The following is a 16,675-nucleotide window of genomic DNA, read 5'->3' on the forward strand; positions in this document are numbered from 1 at the left end:
TGGCGATCGGCCCGTGCTTTTAAGGCATCCTCCAGCGAGCAGGCGACAAAGTGGATCGGCTGCCCCAGCGGGATCTGCGCCAGCTGGTACATATCAGCCTCAATAATGCAGGCGATGCGCGGATAGCCGCCGGTGGTTTGCGCATCGTTCATCAGGACGATGGGCTGGCCGTTATGCGGCACCTGCACTACGCCCGGCAGCAGACCGTGCGACAGCATCTCGCGATCGGTGATCCGTTTCAACGGCTGCCCCTGCAGGCGGTAGCCCATGCGATTGCTCTGCGGACTGAGCTGCCAGGGGGAGCGCCAGAACGACGCCTGCGAGGCCGCATCAAACTCATGATACTCCGGGCCCGGCAGCGCGCGAATGCGGTTGCCCAGCGGCAGCTGCTTGACACCGCGCGAGGTGGTAAAGCGCCGAGCGGCTTTCCCGAGCTTCAGCTGATCGCCATCCTGCAGGCGGCGTCCTTCCAGACCGCCAATCCCCGCCTTAAGATCCGTGCTGCGCGAGCCAAGCACCACCGGGACCGCGACCCCGCCCGCCACCGCCAGATAGCTGCGGATGCCATGCTGCGGCGTTTTCAGCACCAACCGTTGCCCGGCCCGGTAGGCGGTGCGCCAGCCCACCCAGACCGCTTTGCCGTCCAGCGTCGCTTCGCAGGCGGCGCCGGTCAGCGCGAACCAGCCGCTGCGGGCAAATTCGATCTCCACCTGACCGAGGGTAATCTCCAGCCCGGCGGCGTTCGCCTCGTTGCCAACCAGCAGATTGGCAATCACCAGCGAGAGATAATCCAGAGCGCCGCAGCGGCTGATGCCAGACTGGCGCAGGCCTTCTCGTCCACCGTCCTGTACCGAGGTGTACAGACCGGCGCGGATCAGGGTTAACATACCCCCTCCTTTTGCGGCACAAAGCGAATTTTATCGCCCACGCGCAACAGCGCAGGCTCCTTACGCGCCGGGTCAAACAGCGTCAACGCGGTCCGCCCCAGCAGCTGCCAGCCGCCGGGCGTCGCCAGCGGATAGATGCCGGTTTGCGCGCCGCCAATGCCCACCGATCCGGCCGGGACCCGCACGCGCGGTTCGGCGCGACGCGGGGTCGCCAGCGCCGGCGGCAGCCCGCCCAGGTAGGGGAATCCCGGCTGAAAACCAATAAACCAGACCAGGTATTCCACCGAGGCATGCAGCTCCACAACCTGTTTTTCACTCAGGCCGCTGTGCTGCGCCACCACCCCGAGATCCGGCCCGGCCTCGCCGCCGTACACGACCGGGATGGTTAATGACCTCGACTCCGGCTCCAGCGCAAGACTCTCCTCCCACCAGCGCTGCAGACGGTCTATCGCCTCCCACGCCATCTCCTGCGGGCGGCGGAGCACCACGGTGATATTGTTCATGCCGGGAATGGCGTCAACCACCTCTTCATGGTGAGACAGACGCTGGGCCAATCCCCAGATCCGTTGCTGGCTCTCGAGCGTGACCGGCGGCTCCAGCTCCAGCACGACGGCCGTTTCTCCTAACAGATAACAACGCGCTCGCTGCACTTTTCTCTCTCCCGTCAGGCAGGGTTAGGAATATCAATAAAGGTGACATCCAGGTCGGTCGTTTCCGTCAGCCATTCACTGAGGGCGCGAATGCCGCCCCGCTCGGTGGCGTGGTGGCCGGCGGCATAAAAATGCAGCCCCTGTTCGCGGGCAGAGTGAATAGTTTGTTCCGACACCTCGCCGGTAATAAACGCATCCACCCCAAAGCGCGCCGCGGCGTCGATAAAGCTCTGGCCGCCGCCGGTACACCAGGCGACGCGGCTGACGGTGTCCGGCCCGGTATCGCCGCACCATAACGGCTTGCGCCCCAGCCGCGCTTCGATCCACGAGGCCAGTTCGAGGCCGGAAACCGGCATCGACAGTTCGCCCCAAGGCACCAGCGGTTCGATTTCACCCAGCACGTTAATCCCCAGCAGATGCGCCAGTTGCGCGTTGTTGCCCAGCTCCGGGTGGGCATCCAGCGGCAGGTGCCAGCCGTAGAGATTGATATCGTTGGCCAGCAGAGTCTTCAGGCGGCGGCGCTTCATGCCGCGGATCACTGGCGACTCGTTTTTCCAGAAATAGCCATGATGGACGATCACCGCATCCGCCTGCAGCCGAACGGCTTCATCCAGCAGCGCCTGGCTGGCCGTCACCCCGGTGACGATCGTTTGCACCGTATCACGTCCTTCCACCTGCAGACCGTTAGGGGCGAAATCACTGATGGCCGCACTATTGAGCTTGTCGTTTATCAGTTGTTCCAGTTCGCTATTTTTCATCGCCACTCCAGCAGATAATCAGGGTATACAAAGGCATAACATAACCAGATCCATTCGGGCCGTCGATAGTCCACAACCGGCACCGACCATGACTTTTTTGTTAATCCCGCATTTTGTCTACCCACCCCATCGCGCATTCGTGTATATTTATGCATTAATAAAGCATATTAAATAAACAGAAAGCCCCTCAAGCCATGAATATGACTAATAAAGCGCTATTCATGCAGAACGATCGACTTTCGCTTTACGCCAGGAAACCACACTTCTCATGAAGACAACATCATCGCAACCGCGGGCGATTTACTACGTCGTGGCGCTGCAAATCTGGGAATATTTTAGCTTCTACGGCATGCGCGCCCTGCTGATCCTCTATCTCACCAATCAGCTCAAATATGACGATAACCACGCCTATGCCCTGTTCAGCGCCTACTGTTCGCTGGTCTATGTCACGCCGATCCTCGGCGGCTATCTGGCCGATAAGCTGTTAGGCAACCGGATGGCGGTCATGCTCGGCGCGCTGCTGATGGCCATTGGCCATCTGGTGCTCGGAGCCAGCGAAACCGCCCCAGTCTTCCTCTACCTGTCGCTGGCGATCATCGTCTGCGGCTACGGGTTGTTTAAATCCAACGTCAGCTGTCTGCTGGGCGAACTCTACGAACCTGCCGATCCGCGTCGCGACGGCGGCTTCTCGCTGATGTATGCCGCGGGCAATATCGGCTCGATTATCGCGCCGATCGCCTGCGGCTACGTACAGGAGGAGTATAGCTGGGCGATGGGCTTTGCCCTGGCGGCCATCGGCATGGTGGCGGGACTGGTGATTTTTCTCTGCGGCAACCGTCACTTCCAGCATACTGCCGGCGTCAACCGCCAGGCGCTGTGCGCGCGCCGCTTCCTGCTGCCGAACTGGGGCTGGCTGCTGGTGCTGCTGGTTACCGCCCCGCTGCTGATCGCCGTGCTGTTCTGGCAGGAGTGGTCGGTGTATGCCCTGATCGTGGCCACCGTTATCGGCCTGGCGGTGCTGGCGCGGATCTACCTGCGCGCTGAAACCGATAAACAGCGTAAGGATCTGCGCCTGATCGTCGTCCTCACCGCGTTTAGCCTGCTGTTCTGGGCCTTCGCCCAGCAGGGCGGGAGCTCCATCAGCCTGTATATTGACCGCTTCGTTAATCGCCATATCATGAGCTACGAAGTCCCTACCGCCATGTTCCAGTCGGTCAACGCCTTCGCGGTGATGCTCTGCGGGATGGTGCTGGCGTGGCTGGTGAAAGAGAGCGTCGGTGGCAATCGCACCGTGCGCATCTGGGGGAAATTTGCCCTCGGTCTGGGCCTGATGAGCGCCGGGTTCTGCATCCTGACCCTCAGCGCCCGCTGGTCCGCGGCCTATGGCCAGTCGTCCATGCCGCTGATGGTGCTGGGGCTGGCGGTGATGGGTTTTGCCGAACTGTTTATCGACCCGGTCGCCATGTCGCAAATCACCCGCATTGAGATCCCGGGGGTCACCGGGGTGCTGACCGGTATCTATATGCTGCTCTCCGGGGCCATCGCCAACTATCTGGCCGGCGTCATCGCCGACCAGACCTCGCAGGCGTCCTTCGACGCCGCCGGGGCAGTGAACTACTCCATTGACGCCTACATCAAGGTCTTCAGCCAGATCACCTGGGGCGCGCTGGCCTGTGTCGGCGTGGTGCTGGTCATCTGGCTGTATCACTCGCTGAAGGTCAGGACCGGCCGTCTGGCGGTGGAGTAATTCCTTTTCTGGCGGCCTCCCAGGCCGCCAGCGTCTCCTGCCGCGCCTGTTTGTGATCGACTATCGGGCGCGGATAATCCAGTTTGATCCCCTGTTTATCCGCCCACGCCCACGGCTGATGCAGCGCCTTCTCCGGCACCTTTGCCAGCTCAGGCAGCCAGCGACGCATAAACACCCCCTGCTTATCAAACTTCTCGCCTTGGGTGGTGGGGTTAAATATGCGGAAATAGGGCGCGGCGTCGGTGCCTGTCGAGGCCGCCCACTGCCAGCCGCCGTTGTTCGCCGCCAGGTCGCCATCAATCAGTTGACTCATGAAGTAGCGCTCCCCTGCCCGCCAGTCGAGGCGCAGATCTTTCGTCAGGAAGCTGGCGACAATCATGCGCAACCGGTTATGCATCCAGCCGGTGGCGTTAAGCTGGCGCATCGCGGCATCGACTATCGGAAAGCCGGTCTCCCCGCGCTGCCAGGCCTGCAGGGCGGCGTCATCTTCACGCCAGGCGACCTTATCAGTCCATGCGATAAACGGGCGTCCTTTACAGAGTTTCGGATAGTAGACCATCAGATGGCGGTAAAACTCGCGCCAGATCAGCTCATTAAGCCAGGTGGCACCTGCCCCACCGTCCAGCGCGGCGGGGTGTTCCGTCAGCAGACGATGCAGGCACTGGCGCGGTGACAACACCCCGGTGGCCAGGCAGGGCGACAGGCGACTGGTCCCTTCCACGGCGGGGAAGTCACGCTGCCCCTCATACTCCGCCGCCGGTTGCTGACAAAACGCGCGCAGCCGCGCTAGCGCCGTTTTTTCATCCGCGGCAAACAGCAGCCCATCGAACGGCGTTTGCGGGTAGTTGAGCTCAGGCAGCGGCGGCGCCTGGCGGGCAGGCGCCTGGCGCGGCTTCGGCGCCGCCACGCACGCCGGGAGCCCGTCCCGCAGACGGCGAATAAACGCATTCTTAAACGGCGTGAAAACTTTATACATTTCGCCGCTGCCGGTCATGACGCTGCCGGGCGGCAACAGGACGCTGTCGTCAAAGCCCTGGCAAATGACATCGCGCAAGGTGTTCTCAACGGCGGCATCGCGCTGACGTTCATTGAATTCGTACTGATAGTTGTAGAACAGGTGACTGACCTGGTGCTGCTGGCAGAAATGGGCCAGCCGTTCGACGCTGGCGGTAAAATCATCCGCCTCTTCGACCCACAGCGGTATGCCCCGTTCCGCCAGCGCGGTGTGCAGACTGTGCAAATGGCTGACGATAAACGCGGTCTGCCGCGGCGCCAGGTGATGCTCACGCCACTGCCCCGGGGTGGCGATATACAGCGCCAGCACCTGCGCCTGCGGATCCCGGCAGGCGGCGGCCAGCGCCAGGTTATCGTGAATGCGTAAATCCGTGCGTAACCAGACCAGATGGGTGGCCATATGACTCCTCAATATCCGTCAGCAAAACTCATCTCATGATATAAGCCGGAAAAAATAGCGCGCTCCGGCAAAATAAGCACCTGCCAATTCCACTGCGGTGCATGAAAACGAGTGTAGACAAGCGACGAAAAAAAACCGCCGGGGGCAACCGGCGGTTTTCTTGTCTTCGTCGCAGCAGAACGGATTAATAGAAATCGTGAGCGGCTTTTTCCGCCTGCGCCATCCACACCGGCTGTTCGCTGGTTTTCGACCACACCCGGTGCAGCCAGCTGTAATAGCGGGCGCGATCTTTCCAGAACAGCATTACCGGCAGCGCCGCGACGCCAGCCACGACGGCGAAAGCACGACGCAGTAAAATAATATGAGCAGGATAAGCTTTGTACAACGCCATCATTTCTCTCCCCTTTGTCAGGCCGGCAAGCAGCGCCGGTAAAATTAATCATGTTTGTCTGAGCAAAATAATACCGCTCTGGTTGTAATTTTACTACTCATCCGACCACTAAAAAGCACGTATTTATACTTAATTTACATTCACCACGTAAATTAGTTACAAAAAAGTTAAATTAATACTAACCATCAGTTAAATTGTGCCTTTGTCATTTTTATACTTTTTTTACACCGCGCCCGCCGATTTTTGCGAAATCTTTGCGCCGTAATTTCTATTCTCCCGGTAAATCAAAAAAGACACCCGGAGGTGGATTGTGACTGCAGGCGTACTCACTGGCGTTGGGCTGGTGTTCCTGTTACTGGCTTATCTGGTTTATGCCTTGATACACGCGGAGGCATTCTGATGGCTGCCCAGGGATTTTTATTATTAGCCAGCTACCTGCTGGTGCTGCTGGTGCTGGCGCGCCCGCTGGGGACGTGTCTGGCGAGGATGGTGAACGATATCCCGCTTCCCGGCCTGGCCGGCGTCGAGCGCGTCCTGTGGCGCGTGGCCGGGATCCGCGCCGAGGAGATGGGCTGGCTGCAGTATTTGCTGGCGATCCTGCTGTTTAACGCCCTCGGCGGCCTGGCCCTGTTTGCCCTGCTGATGCTCCAGGGCGTGTTGCCGTTTAACCCGCAGCATCTACCGGGATTGTCATGGGATCTGGCGCTCAATACCGCGGTCAGCTTTGTCAGCAATACCAACTGGCAGGCTTACGCCGGCGAAAGCACCATGAGCTATCTCAGCCAGATGGTCGGCCTGACGGTGCAGAATTTCCTCTCTGCCGCCACCGGGATCGCCGTGGTATTCGCCCTGACCCGCGCCTTCGCCCGGCAGAAAATGTCCACCCTTGGCAATGCCTGGGTCGACCTGACGCGCATTACCCTGTGGCTGCTGCTGCCGCTCTCCCTGCTGGTGGCCCTGTTCTTTATTCAGCAGGGTGTGCCGCAGAATCTGCTGGCCTACCAGCCCTTTACCACCCTCGAAGGGGCGCACCAGCTGTTGCCGATGGGGCCTGTCGCCTCGCAGGAAGCGATTAAGCTGCTGGGCACCAACGGCGGCGGTTTCTTTAACGCCAACTCCGCTCACCCGTTTGAAAACCCGACCGCGCTGACCAATCTCGTGCAGATGCTGGCAATCTTCCTGATCCCGGCGGCACTGTGCTTCGCCTTCGGCGAGGTGGTGAGCGATCGACGTCAGGGACGCGCCATCCTGTGGGCAATGACGTTGATCTTTATCCTCTGCGTCGCCGTGGTGATGTGGGCGGAAACTCGCGGCAACCCCCACCTGCTGACGCTGGGCGCTGACAGTAGCCTGAATATGGAAGGTAAAGAGAGTCGCTTCGGTATTCTCGCCAGCAGTCTGTTCGCGGTGATCACCACTGCCGCCTCCTGCGGCGCGGTCAATGCCATGCATGACTCCTTCACCGCGCTGGGCGGCATGGTGCCGATGTGGCTGATGCAGATTGGCGAAGTGGTGTTCGGCGGCGTCGGTTCGGGCCTGTACGGCATGCTGCTGTTCGTTATGCTGGCGGTATTTATCGCCGGGCTGATGGTCGGCCGCACTCCGGAGTATCTCGGGAAGAAAATCGATGTCCGGGAAATGAAAATGATCGCCCTCGCCATTCTGGTCACCCCGACGCTGGTGCTGCTTGGCACGGCGCTGGCGATGATGACCGACGCCGGCCGCGCCGGGATGTTCAACCCTGGACCGCACGGCTTTAGCGAAGTGCTGTACGCCGTCACCTCGGCGGCCAATAACAACGGCAGCGCCTTCGCTGGCCTGGGTGCGGCGACGTCGTTCTGGAACCTGCTGCTGGCGTTCTGCATGCTGGTCGGCCGCTTCGCCGTCATCATTCCGGTGATGGCCATCGCCGGCTCGCTGGTGGCGAAGAAAATTCAACCGGCCAGCCCCGGCACCCTGGCCACCCACGACGCCCTGTTTATCGGTTTACTGATCGGCACCGTGCTGCTGGTGGGCGCCCTGACCTTTATTCCTGCGCTGGCGCTTGGCCCGCTGGCTGAACACTTTTCCTTACTTTGAGCGATGCGGAGCACCCTGTTATGAGTCGCAAACAATTAGCCCTGCTGGAGCCGACGCTGGTGCGCCAGGCGCTGCTGGATGCCGTGAAAAAACTCAGCCCGATGGTGCAATGGCGCAATCCGGTGATGTTTATCGTCTGGGTGGGCAGTCTGTTAACCACCCTGCTGGCGATCGCCATGGCTGGCGGCGCCCTGACCGGTAGCGCCACATTTACCGCCGCCGTCAGCATCTGGCTGTGGTTTACCGTGCTGTTCGCTAACTTTGCCGAAGCGATGGCGGAAGGCCGCAGCAAAGCCCAGGCCAACAGCCTGAAAGGGGTGAAAAAAACGGCCTTCGCCCGCAAACTGCGCGCCCCGCAGCATGACGCGACGGTCGACCACGTGCCGGCGGAAGACCTGCGCAAAGGCGACGTGGTGCTGGTGGAAGCCGGGGATATTATCCCCTGCGATGGCGAAGTCATCGAAGGCGGCGCCTCGGTGGACGAAAGCGCCATTACCGGCGAGTCTGCCCCGGTGATCCGTGAATCCGGTGGCGATTTTGCCTCGGTGACCGGCGGGACACGCATTCTCTCCGACTGGCTGGTGATCCGCTGCAGCGTGAACCCGGGAGAAACCTTCCTCGACCGGATGATCGCCATGGTGGAAGGCGCCCAGCGCCGTAAAACGCCGAACGAGATCGCCCTGACGATCCTGCTGATCGCCCTGACGCTGGTGTTCCTGCTGGCCACCGCCACCATCTGGCCCTTCTCGGCGTGGAGCGGCAATGCGGTCAGCGTTACCGTGCTGGTCGCCCTGCTGGTGTGCCTGATCCCGACCACCATCGGCGGGCTGCTGTCGGCCATCGGCGTCGCCGGGATGAGTCGTATGCTCGGCGCCAACGTCATCGCCACCAGTGGCCGCGCGGTGGAGGCCGCTGGCGACGTCGATGTCCTGCTGCTGGATAAAACCGGGACCATTACCCTCGGCAACCGTCAGGCTTCCGCCTTCCTGCCGGCGCGCGGCGTGGAAGAGCGAACCCTCGCCGACGCCGCCCAGCTCTCCTCGCTGGCGGATGAAACCCCTGAGGGGCGCAGCATCGTGGTGCTGGCGAAACAGCGCTTTAACCTGCGCGAACGCGATCTGCAGTCGCTGCACGCCACCTTTGTCCCTTTTACCGCGCAAACGCGGATGAGCGGCATCAATATCGATCAACGCATGATCCGCAAAGGGTCGGTGGACGCCATTCGCCGCCACGTGGAGGCCAATGGAGGCCACTTCCCTGCCGATGTCGATAAGCAGGTCGAAGAGGTCGCCCGCCAGGGGGCCACACCGCTGGTGGTCGCCGAAGGGGAAAAGGTGCTGGGAATTATTTCGCTCAAAGATATCGTTAAAGGCGGTATCAAAGAACGTTTCGCCCAGCTGCGCAAAATGGGCATTAAAACGGTGATGATCACCGGCGATAACCGCCTGACCGCCGCGGCGATCGCCGCCGAGGCCGGGGTCGATGATTTCCTCGCCGAAGCGACGCCGGAAGCCAAGCTGGCCTTGATCCGCCAGTATCAGTCGGAAGGTCGGCTGGTGGCGATGACCGGCGACGGCACCAACGACGCGCCCGCGCTGGCTCAGGCCGACGTGGCGGTGGCCATGAACTCCGGCACCCAGGCGGCGAAGGAAGCGGGCAACATGGTCGACCTGGATTCCAACCCCACCAAGCTGATTGAGGTGGTCCATATCGGCAAACAGATGTTAATGACGCGCGGCTCGCTGACCACCTTCAGTATTGCCAACGACGTGGCGAAATATTTCGCCATTATTCCGGCGGCATTTGCCGCGGTCTATCCCCAGCTGGCCATGCTGAACGTGATGGGCCTGCATTCGCCGTCATCAGCGATCCTTAGCGCCGTTATCTTTAACGCGCTGATCATCGTCTTCCTGATCCCGCTGGCCCTGAAAGGCGTGAGCTATCGCCCACTCTCCGCCTCGGCGATGCTGCGCCGCAACCTGTGGATCTACGGCCTCGGCGGTCTGCTGGTGCCCTTTATCGGTATTAAAGCCATCGACCTGCTGCTGACCCTGAGCGGTCTGGTGTGAGGAAAAAACTATGTCATTGATTCGTCCAGCACTTGTGCTATTTATTCTGTTAACGCTGCTCACCGGCGGCGTCTATCCTCTGCTGACCACCAGCCTGGGACAATGGTGGTTTAACCCGCAGGCCAACGGCTCGCTGATCCGCCTGAACGGTGAGGTGCGCGGCTCCGGACTGCTTGGCCAGAACTTTACTGCCGCAGGCTATTTCCAGGGCCGCCCGTCGGCCACCGCTGAGACGGCGGATAATCCCATGGCGTCAGGCGGCAGCAACCTTGCCGCCAGCAACCCGGCGCTGGATAAAGCGGTGAGCGAGCGCGTACAGGCCCTGCGCGCCGCGAACCCGGACGCCGACCCGCGGGTACCGGTCGAGCTGGTCACCACCTCGGCGAGCGGTCTCGATAACAACCTGACCCCAGCCGCCGCGCTGTGGCAGGTCCCCCGGGTGGCTAAAGCGCGCCAGCTGAGCGTTGAGCAGGTAAGCCAGCTGGTGAACCAGGCCACACAAACCCCGCTGCTGAGCTTCCTTGGTCAGCCGGTGGTCAATATACTGCAACTCAATATGGCGCTGGATGCCCTGAAGGATAAGTAAATGAGTGACGAGCCGCTGCGCCCGGACCCTGACCGCCTGCTGCAGCACACCGCCGCCCCGCATCGCGGCAAACTGAAAGTGTTCTTCGGTGCCTGCGCCGGGGTGGGGAAAACCTGGGCGATGCTGGCGGAAGCGCAGCGGCTGCGCGCCCAGGGGCTGGATATTCTGATTGGCGTGGCGGAGACCCACGGCCGAAAAGAGACCGCTGCGATGCTGGAGGGCCTGAGCACCCTGCCGCCGCGGCGGCTCGCTCATCGCGGGCGGTACGTGTATGAGTTCGATCTTGACGCCGCCCTCGCCCGCCGTCCGGCGCTGATTCTGGTGGATGAGCTGGCGCACAGCAATGCGCCCGGCTCCCGCCATCCGAAGCGCTGGCAGGATGTGGATGAACTGCTGGAGGCCGGAATTGATGTCTTTACCACCGTCAACGTCCAGCATCTGGAAAGCCTGAACGACGTCGTCAGCGGGATCACCGGCGTGCAGGTGCGGGAGACCGTTCCCGACCCCTTCTTTGACGCCGCGGACGACGTGGTGCTGGTGGACCTCCCCCCTGACGATCTGCGCCAGCGGCTCAATGAGGGCAAAGTCTATATCGGCGGCCAGGCCGAGCGCGCCATCGAAAACTTTTTCCGCAAGGGAAACCTGATTGCGCTGCGCGAGCTGGCTCTGCGCCGCACCGCCGACCGCGTCGATGAACAGATGCGTGCCTGGCGCGACCGCCAGGGCCAGGAGAAAGTCTGGCACACCCGCGATGCGATCCTGCTCTGTATCGGGCACAACACCGGCAGCGAAAAGCTGGTGCGCGCCGCCGCCCGGCTCGCCGCCCGCCTGGGCAGCGTCTGGCATGCAGTGTATGTCGAGACCCCTTCCCTGCACCGCCTGCCGGAAGCCCGGCGGCGGGCTATTCTCGCCGCGCTGCGTCTGGCCCAGGAGCTGGGGGCCGAAACCGCCACCCTCTCCGACCCGTCGGAAGAGAAAGCGGTCCTCCATTACGCCCGCGAGCATAACCTCGGCAAAATCGTCATCGGCCGCCAGCGCAAACGCCGCTGGTGGGATCGCAGCGGCTTCGCCGACCGTCTGGCTCGCCATGCGCCGGACCTCGATCTGGTGGTGATCGCCCTCGATGAAAAACCGTCCCCTCTCCCTGCCCGGGCCAACGACAGCCGTACGGCGCTGGAAAAGTGGCGCCTGCAGCTGCAGGGCTGCGCGGTGGCGGTGGCGCTATGCGCCATCATTACCCTGGTGGCCATGCAGTGGTTGATGGCCTTCGAAGCCGCCAACCTGGTGATGCTCTATCTGCTGGGGGTGGTGATCATCGCCCTGGTCTATGGCCGCTGGCCGTCGGTGCTGGCGACGGTGATCAACGTTATCAGCTTCGATCTGTTTTTTGTCGCCCCGCGCGGGACGCTGGCGGTGTCAGATGTCCAGTATCTGCTCACCTTCGGCGTGATGCTCACTGTGGGCCTGCTTATCGGTAACCTCACCGCTGGCGTACGCTACCAGGCGCGGGTGGCGCGCTACCGTGAACGCCGTACCCGTCACCTGTATGAGATGTCTAAAGCGCTGGCGGTAGGTCGTAGCCAGCAGGATATCGCCACCACCAGCGAGCGCTTCATCGCCTCCACCTTTCAGGCCCGCAGCCAGTTGCTGCTGCCGGACGCCCAGGGAAAACTGCTGCCCTTAACCCACCAGCCAGGGCTGACCCCATGGGATGACGCCATCGCCCGCTGGAGCTTTGATAAGGGGCAGCCTGCCGGCGCCGGCACCGATACCCTGCCCGGCGTGCCGTACCAAATTTTACCGCTGAAGAGCGCCGCCCGCACCTGGGGACTACTGGTGGTGGAACCGGAGAATCTGCGCCAGCTGATGATCCCGGAGCAGCAGCGGCTGCTGGAGACCTTTACCCTGCTGGTGGCCAGCGCCCTGGAGCGCCTCACCCTGACCGCCAGCGAAGAGCAGGCCCGGCTGACCAGCGAGCGGGAAAGCCTGCGTAACTCGCTGCTCGCCGCCCTGTCGCACGATCTGCGTACTCCGCTGACCGTGCTGTTTGGCCAGGCGGAAATTCTGACCCTCGATCTGGCCAGCGAAGGTTCAAAGCATGCTCCGCAAGCCAATGAAATTCGCCAGCATGTGCTCAACACCACCCGTCTGGTGAACAACCTGCTGGATATGGCGCGGATCCAGTCCGGCGGCTTTAATCTGCATAAGGAGTGGCTGACGCTGGAGGAAGTGGTCGGCAGCGCGCTGCGCATGCTCGAACCGAGCCTCGGCGGCCAGCACATTCAGTTGGATCTCCCCGATCCCCTCCAGCTGGTGCATGTCGACGGGCCGCTGTTCGAGCGGGTGCTGATCAACCTGCTGGAAAATGCCCATAAGTATGCCGGCGCCCGGGCGAACATCGGCATCCGCGCCGAGGCGGACGCCCGGCAGCTGTCGCTGGAGGTATGGGATAACGGTCCGGGGATCCCGGCAGGCCAGGAACAGGCTATCTTTGATAAATTCGCCCGCGGCAACAAAGAGTCGGCGATCCCTGGCGTCGGGCTGGGCCTTGCCATCTGTCAGGCCATCGTCGACGTTCACGGCGGGACCATCTCCGCCAGCAACCGGCCCGAGGGCGGTGCCTCATTCCGTGTTACACTGCCGGGAGAAACGCCCCCTGAACTGGAAGAGCTACCTGAGGAATTGTGATTAACGTTCTGATTATCGAAGACGAACACGCTATCCGACGCTTTCTGCGCACCGCGCTGGAAGCCGACGGCATGCGCGTATTTGAAGCGGAAACCCTGCAGCGTGGGCTGATTGAAGCCGCTACCCGTAAGCCCGACCTCGCGATCCTCGATCTGGGCCTGCCGGATGGTGACGGCATTGATTTTATTCGCGACCTGCGTCAGTGGAGCCAGATGCCGATTATCGTCCTGTCAGCGCGTAGCGAAGAGCATGACAAAATTGCCGCCCTGGATGCCGGCGCCGATGACTACTTAAGTAAACCCTTTGGCATCGGCGAGCTGCAGGCCCGCCTGCGCGTCGCGCTGCGTCGCCACGGCGCGGCGCAGGCCGATGAGCCGGTGGTGCGCTTCGCTGACCTTGAGGTCAATATCCCCGCCCGCCGCATCCTGCGCGGCAGCGAAGAGATCCACCTGACGCCTATCGAGTTTCGCCTGCTGGCGGCGCTGTTGAATAATCCCGGCAAAGTGCTTACCCAGCGCCAGTTGCTGAATCAGGTGTGGGGGCCTAACGCCGTGGAGCACAGCCACTATCTGCGGATCTATATGGGTCATTTGCGACAAAAGCTGGAGGCCGATCCGGCACGGCCGCAGCATTTGCTGACTGAAACCGGCATTGGCTATCGCTTTATGCCCTGAGCCCCGCCTCTGCAGTACCAGAGGCTGGCGATTTTCAGCCCTTCAGAGAGCAGCAGAAAACCGGCCAGGATCGCTACATGCCTGATGCCGGCAGCCTGAATCAGCCACAGACCCAGCGACAGCGAAGGCTGCATAAACACCAGCCTGAGCGGCGCCTGCCCCCAGGCCAGCCACAGCGCATAGCGGCTCTGACGGAAAAAGAGGATCATCGATAGCGGGATGCTGATAATCAGCAGAACATTCAGCGGATACAGCCAGACCGCCCCAGAGCCGTAAGTATGCAGCAGCTGGAGATAAGCCAGCAGGTCGTCGTAAAAAGGGAGGCGGCGGTGGGCAATATTCCACCATAAGAATTGCAGGACGAAAAAGAGATCCATCCACGCCCAGAATAAAAACAGGGACTTCCGTTGTATTTTCATCGCTATCCTTGCGAAAAAAATCAGGCCCACAAGGGGCCTGATGTTTGGCTGCGGTTACGCGTTCTTCAGCACTTCACTGACAATCTCTACCGCTTCTTTTTCAATCAGCTTGCGATGCTCTTCGCCGAGGAAGCTTTCGCAGTAGATCTTGTAGGCGTCTTCGGTGCCTGACGGACGCGCCGCGAACCAGCCGTTGTCGGTCATCACCTTCAGGCCGCCAATCGCCGCCCCGTTGCCCGGCGCCGCGGTCAGACGAGCAGTGATCGGATCGCCCGCCAGGGTGTCAGCGCTGACCATTTCCGGAGAGAGCTTGGACAGCGCCGCTTTCTGCGCGGAAGTTGCGGAAGCCTGCAGACGGTTGTAGCTCGGCGCACCGAAGCGTTCGGCCAGTTCGTTATAATGCTCCTGCGGGTTTTTCCCGGTCACCGCGGTGATTTCCGCCGCCAGCAGGCACATGATGATGCCGTCTTTATCGGTGGACCATGGCGTGCCGTCAAAGCGCAGGAAGGAGGCCCCGGCGCTCTCTTCGCCGCCGAAGCCGAAGCTGCCGTCGAACAGGCCGTCGACAAACCATTTAAAGCCCACCGGCACTTCCACCAGCTTGCGGCCCAGATCGTTCACCACGCGGTCAATCATCGCGGAGGAGACCAGCGTTTTACCCACCGCCACCTCTTTGCCCCACTGCGGACGATGCTGGAACAGGTAGTTGATCGCTACCGCCAGGTAGTGGTTCGGGTTCATCAACCCGGCTGGGGTGACAATCCCGTGGCGGTCGTAATCCGGATCGTTAGCAAACGCCAGATCGAACTTATCGCGCAGCGCCAGCAGGCCCGCCATCGCACACTCTGAGGAGCAGTCCATACGGATGGCGCCGTCTTTATCGAGGTGCATAAAGCGGAAAGTCTGGTCAACCTGATCGTTCACAATGGTCAGATTGAGCTTGTAGTGTTCGCCAATGCGTTTCCAGTATTCGATACCGGACCCGCCCAGCGGATCGACGCCCAGCGTCAGGCCCGCTTTCTGGATCGCCGCCATGTCGACGATGTCCGCCAGCCCCTCAATGAACGGCTGCACCAGATCCTGTTCTTTAACGTGACCAGAAGCCAGCGCCGCGTCCAGAGAAATGCGTTTCACGCCCTGCAGGCCGGCGGCCAGCAGTTCGTTGGCGCGGTTTTCCACCACTTTGGTGACGTTGGTATCAGCCGGGCCGCCGTTTGGCGGGTTGTACTTGATACCACCATCTTCCGGCGGGTTGTGTGACGGGGTGATCACAATGCCGTCTGCCAGCGGACCGCCTTTCTTGTTATGCACCAGAATCGCATTGGAGACCGCCGGCGTCGGAGTGAAGCCGTTGTTTTCCTGCACGATCACGTCAACGCCGTTGGCGGTTAACACTTCCAGCACCGAAATAAACGCCGGCTCGGAGAGAGCGTGGGTATCTTTGCCGACATAGCACGGACCGGTGATCCCGTTCTTCGCACGATCTTCCGCAATGGCCTGGGCGATGGCCAGGATATGCGGTTCGTTGAAGTTGTGGCGCGCCGCGCTACCGCGATGGCCAGAGGTGCCGAATTTTACCGCATGCTCCGCATTACCGACTTCAGGCTTCAGCACGTAGTACTGAGCAGTCAGTTGGGCGACGTTAATCAAATCACTCTGTTGCGCAGGCTGCCCCGCACGTTTATCGATTGCCATTGCCTGATCCTTCTGGTGCAAATGTTAAAAAGCTAGATCGTGCCGCAAACCTTTTCAATCAGCTCCGCAGGGAACTGCATCGACTGCATGATGTGCTCAATCATGCTGCATTTACGGCCGGTATTGGTATTAGTGATAACCCACCACGGTGTACCAGGAACCTGTTTTGGTTTGGTCTGATTACCGCTTTTCAGCAGCGTACGCGCATCTTCTGCAAAGTAGACGCGCGTGCGGCCATGCAGAGACTCAGTCGCCTCGGCAAATGCTTTATTGTCCAGAGAATAGAGGGTCGTCAACACCAGCATGAAACGGTTCACCGCACGCTTCTGCTCGGCGTATTCATCAGATAACAACAGCTCGCGCATGGCGCGGACTTTATCTTTCGCCGGGTTAGCGGGTTTCACCTCCACGGCAGGCGCTGGCGCCAGTGCCGGCGCGGCTTTGCTGACCGGTGTAGCCGGTTGGGAAACGGCGGAAAATTTCAGCATGCGCCGTAAAATGTCGGATGCGCTCTCGCCGATATGCAGAGTGTGGCTGGCAATATAGCGATAGAGTTCATCATCAACTTCAATTGTTTTCATCTTAATCCAGTGCGATATCTTTTCTGAATACAAATCG

Annotated in this window: 15 protein-coding genes; 7 read left to right on the forward strand and 8 right to left on the reverse strand. The window is 61.1% G+C overall.

The annotated features are described in order from the left end of the window. The 3 genes from pxpC to CW267_RS08230 form a co-directional block, all read right to left on the reverse strand. Window positions 1-887, reverse strand: an 887-nt coding sequence (pxpC, locus tag CW267_RS08220) for a 5-oxoprolinase subunit PxpC (protein WP_101148618.1), incomplete at its 3' end; no start/stop codon positions are given. Continuing rightward, window positions 881-1,537, reverse strand: coding sequence for a 5-oxoprolinase subunit PxpB (gene pxpB / locus CW267_RS08225; protein ID WP_012542432.1), 657 nt, complete (start codon window positions 1,535-1,537; stop codon window positions 881-883). The genes pxpB and pxpC, both read right to left, overlap by 7 nt. 14 nt (window positions 1,538-1,551) lie before the next feature. Next, the gene (locus CW267_RS08230; protein ID WP_008805677.1) at window positions 1,552-2,295 is read right to left on the reverse strand and encodes a type 2 GTP cyclohydrolase I; all 744 of its coding nucleotides are present in this window, start codon (window positions 2,293-2,295) and stop codon (window positions 1,552-1,554) included. Window positions 2,296-2,563: 268 nt separating this feature from the next. Between CW267_RS08230 and CW267_RS08235 the strand changes: the two genes are divergently transcribed. Further along, a complete protein-coding gene (locus tag CW267_RS08235) occupies window positions 2,564-4,042 on the forward strand; it encodes an MFS transporter (RefSeq protein ID WP_032729679.1) in 1,479 nt (492 codons plus the stop codon). On the opposite strand, the gene phrB is transcribed toward CW267_RS08235, so the two are convergent. Both phrB and CW267_RS08245 read right to left on the reverse strand, forming a co-directional pair. Next, complete coding sequence (phrB, locus tag CW267_RS08240; protein ID WP_100781411.1) at window positions 4,014-5,456, reverse strand: deoxyribodipyrimidine photo-lyase; 1,443 nt, start codon at window positions 5,454-5,456, stop codon at window positions 4,014-4,016. The two genes, CW267_RS08235 and phrB, sit on opposite strands and share 29 nt — an antisense overlap. A 184-nt stretch (window positions 5,457-5,640) precedes the next feature. Next, window positions 5,641-5,850, reverse strand: a complete 210-nt coding sequence (locus CW267_RS08245; RefSeq protein WP_004142243.1) for a DUF2517 family protein — start codon at window positions 5,848-5,850, stop codon at window positions 5,641-5,643. Between the two features lie 307 nt (window positions 5,851-6,157). On the opposite strand from CW267_RS08245, the gene kdpF reads away from it, so the two are divergent. Genes kdpF through kdpE form a run of 6 tightly spaced genes read left to right on the forward strand, consistent with a single transcriptional unit; the run spans window position 6,158 to window position 13,943 of the window. Continuing rightward, on the forward strand, window positions 6,158-6,247 hold the full coding sequence (gene kdpF / locus CW267_RS08250; protein ID WP_020323459.1) for a K(+)-transporting ATPase subunit F: 90 nt from the start codon (window positions 6,158-6,160) through the stop codon (window positions 6,245-6,247). Continuing rightward, window positions 6,247-7,926 (forward strand): potassium-transporting ATPase subunit KdpA, encoded by a 1,680-nt coding sequence (kdpA, locus tag CW267_RS08255; protein WP_100781412.1) that lies wholly within the window; start codon window positions 6,247-6,249, stop codon window positions 7,924-7,926. Before kdpF ends, kdpA begins: the two co-directional genes overlap by 1 nt. A gap of 20 nt (window positions 7,927-7,946) precedes the next feature. After that, window positions 7,947-9,995, forward strand: coding sequence for a potassium-transporting ATPase subunit KdpB (gene kdpB / locus CW267_RS08260; RefSeq protein WP_008805672.1), 2,049 nt, complete (start codon window positions 7,947-7,949; stop codon window positions 9,993-9,995). Window positions 9,996-10,005: 10 nt separating this feature from the next. Next, on the forward strand, window positions 10,006-10,581 hold the full coding sequence (gene kdpC, locus CW267_RS08265; protein WP_012968689.1) for a potassium-transporting ATPase subunit KdpC: 576 nt from the start codon (window positions 10,006-10,008) through the stop codon (window positions 10,579-10,581). Then, the gene (gene kdpD, locus CW267_RS08270; protein WP_012542437.1) at window positions 10,582-13,269 is read left to right on the forward strand and encodes a two-component system sensor histidine kinase KdpD; all 2,688 of its coding nucleotides are present in this window, start codon (window positions 10,582-10,584) and stop codon (window positions 13,267-13,269) included. Then, window positions 13,266-13,943 carry a two-component system response regulator KdpE gene (gene kdpE, locus CW267_RS08275; protein ID WP_002894776.1) on the forward strand — a complete coding sequence of 226 codons (678 nt, stop codon included), beginning with the start codon at window positions 13,266-13,268 and terminating at the stop codon, window positions 13,941-13,943. Before kdpD ends, kdpE begins: the two co-directional genes overlap by 4 nt. Here the strand turns inward: kdpE and CW267_RS08280 are convergent. Genes CW267_RS08280 through seqA form a run of 3 tightly spaced genes read right to left on the reverse strand, consistent with a single transcriptional unit; the run spans window position 13,925 to window position 16,638 of the window. After that, window positions 13,925-14,362 (reverse strand): hypothetical protein, encoded by a 438-nt coding sequence (locus tag CW267_RS08280; protein ID WP_022065689.1) that lies wholly within the window; start codon window positions 14,360-14,362, stop codon window positions 13,925-13,927. The two genes, kdpE and CW267_RS08280, sit on opposite strands and share 19 nt — an antisense overlap. A 54-nt stretch (window positions 14,363-14,416) precedes the next feature. Continuing rightward, entirely contained in the window at window positions 14,417-16,057 is a 1,641-nt protein-coding gene (pgm, locus tag CW267_RS08285; protein ID WP_002894773.1) for a phosphoglucomutase (alpha-D-glucose-1,6-bisphosphate-dependent), read from the reverse strand. A 32-nt stretch (window positions 16,058-16,089) separates the two neighbouring features. Further along, entirely contained in the window at window positions 16,090-16,638 is a 549-nt protein-coding gene (gene seqA, locus CW267_RS08290) for a replication initiation negative regulator SeqA (protein ID WP_012542439.1), read from the reverse strand. Window positions 16,639-16,675: the final 37 nt, after the last annotated feature.

Source organism: Klebsiella sp. X1-16S-Nf21, assembly GCF_002837615.1.
GTDB lineage: Bacteria > Pseudomonadota > Gammaproteobacteria > Enterobacterales > Enterobacteriaceae > Klebsiella > Klebsiella variicola.

Coding starts and splice junctions, on each gene's coding strand:
- CW267_RS08230 (WP_008805677.1), bottom strand. CDS start 2,295: ATGAAAAATAGCGAACTGGAACAACTGATAAACGACAAGCTCAATAGT.
- CW267_RS08235 (WP_032729679.1), top strand. CDS start 2,564: ATGAAGACAACATCATCGCAACCGCGGGCGATTTACTACGTCGTGGCG.
- phrB (WP_100781411.1), bottom strand. CDS start 5,456: ATGGCCACCCATCTGGTCTGGTTACGCACGGATTTACGCATTCACGAT.
- CW267_RS08245 (WP_004142243.1), bottom strand. CDS start 5,850: ATGATGGCGTTGTACAAAGCTTATCCTGCTCATATTATTTTACTGCGT.
- kdpA (WP_100781412.1), top strand. CDS start 6,247: ATGGCTGCCCAGGGATTTTTATTATTAGCCAGCTACCTGCTGGTGCTG.
- kdpB (WP_008805672.1), top strand. CDS start 7,947: ATGAGTCGCAAACAATTAGCCCTGCTGGAGCCGACGCTGGTGCGCCAG.
- kdpC (WP_012968689.1), top strand. CDS start 10,006: ATGTCATTGATTCGTCCAGCACTTGTGCTATTTATTCTGTTAACGCTG.
- kdpD (WP_012542437.1), top strand. CDS start 10,582: ATGAGTGACGAGCCGCTGCGCCCGGACCCTGACCGCCTGCTGCAGCAC.
- CW267_RS08280 (WP_022065689.1), bottom strand. CDS start 14,362: ATGAAAATACAACGGAAGTCCCTGTTTTTATTCTGGGCGTGGATGGAT.
- pgm (WP_002894773.1), bottom strand. CDS start 16,057: ATGGCAATCGATAAACGTGCGGGGCAGCCTGCGCAACAGAGTGATTTG.
- seqA (WP_012542439.1), bottom strand. CDS start 16,638: ATGAAAACAATTGAAGTTGATGATGAACTCTATCGCTATATTGCCAGC.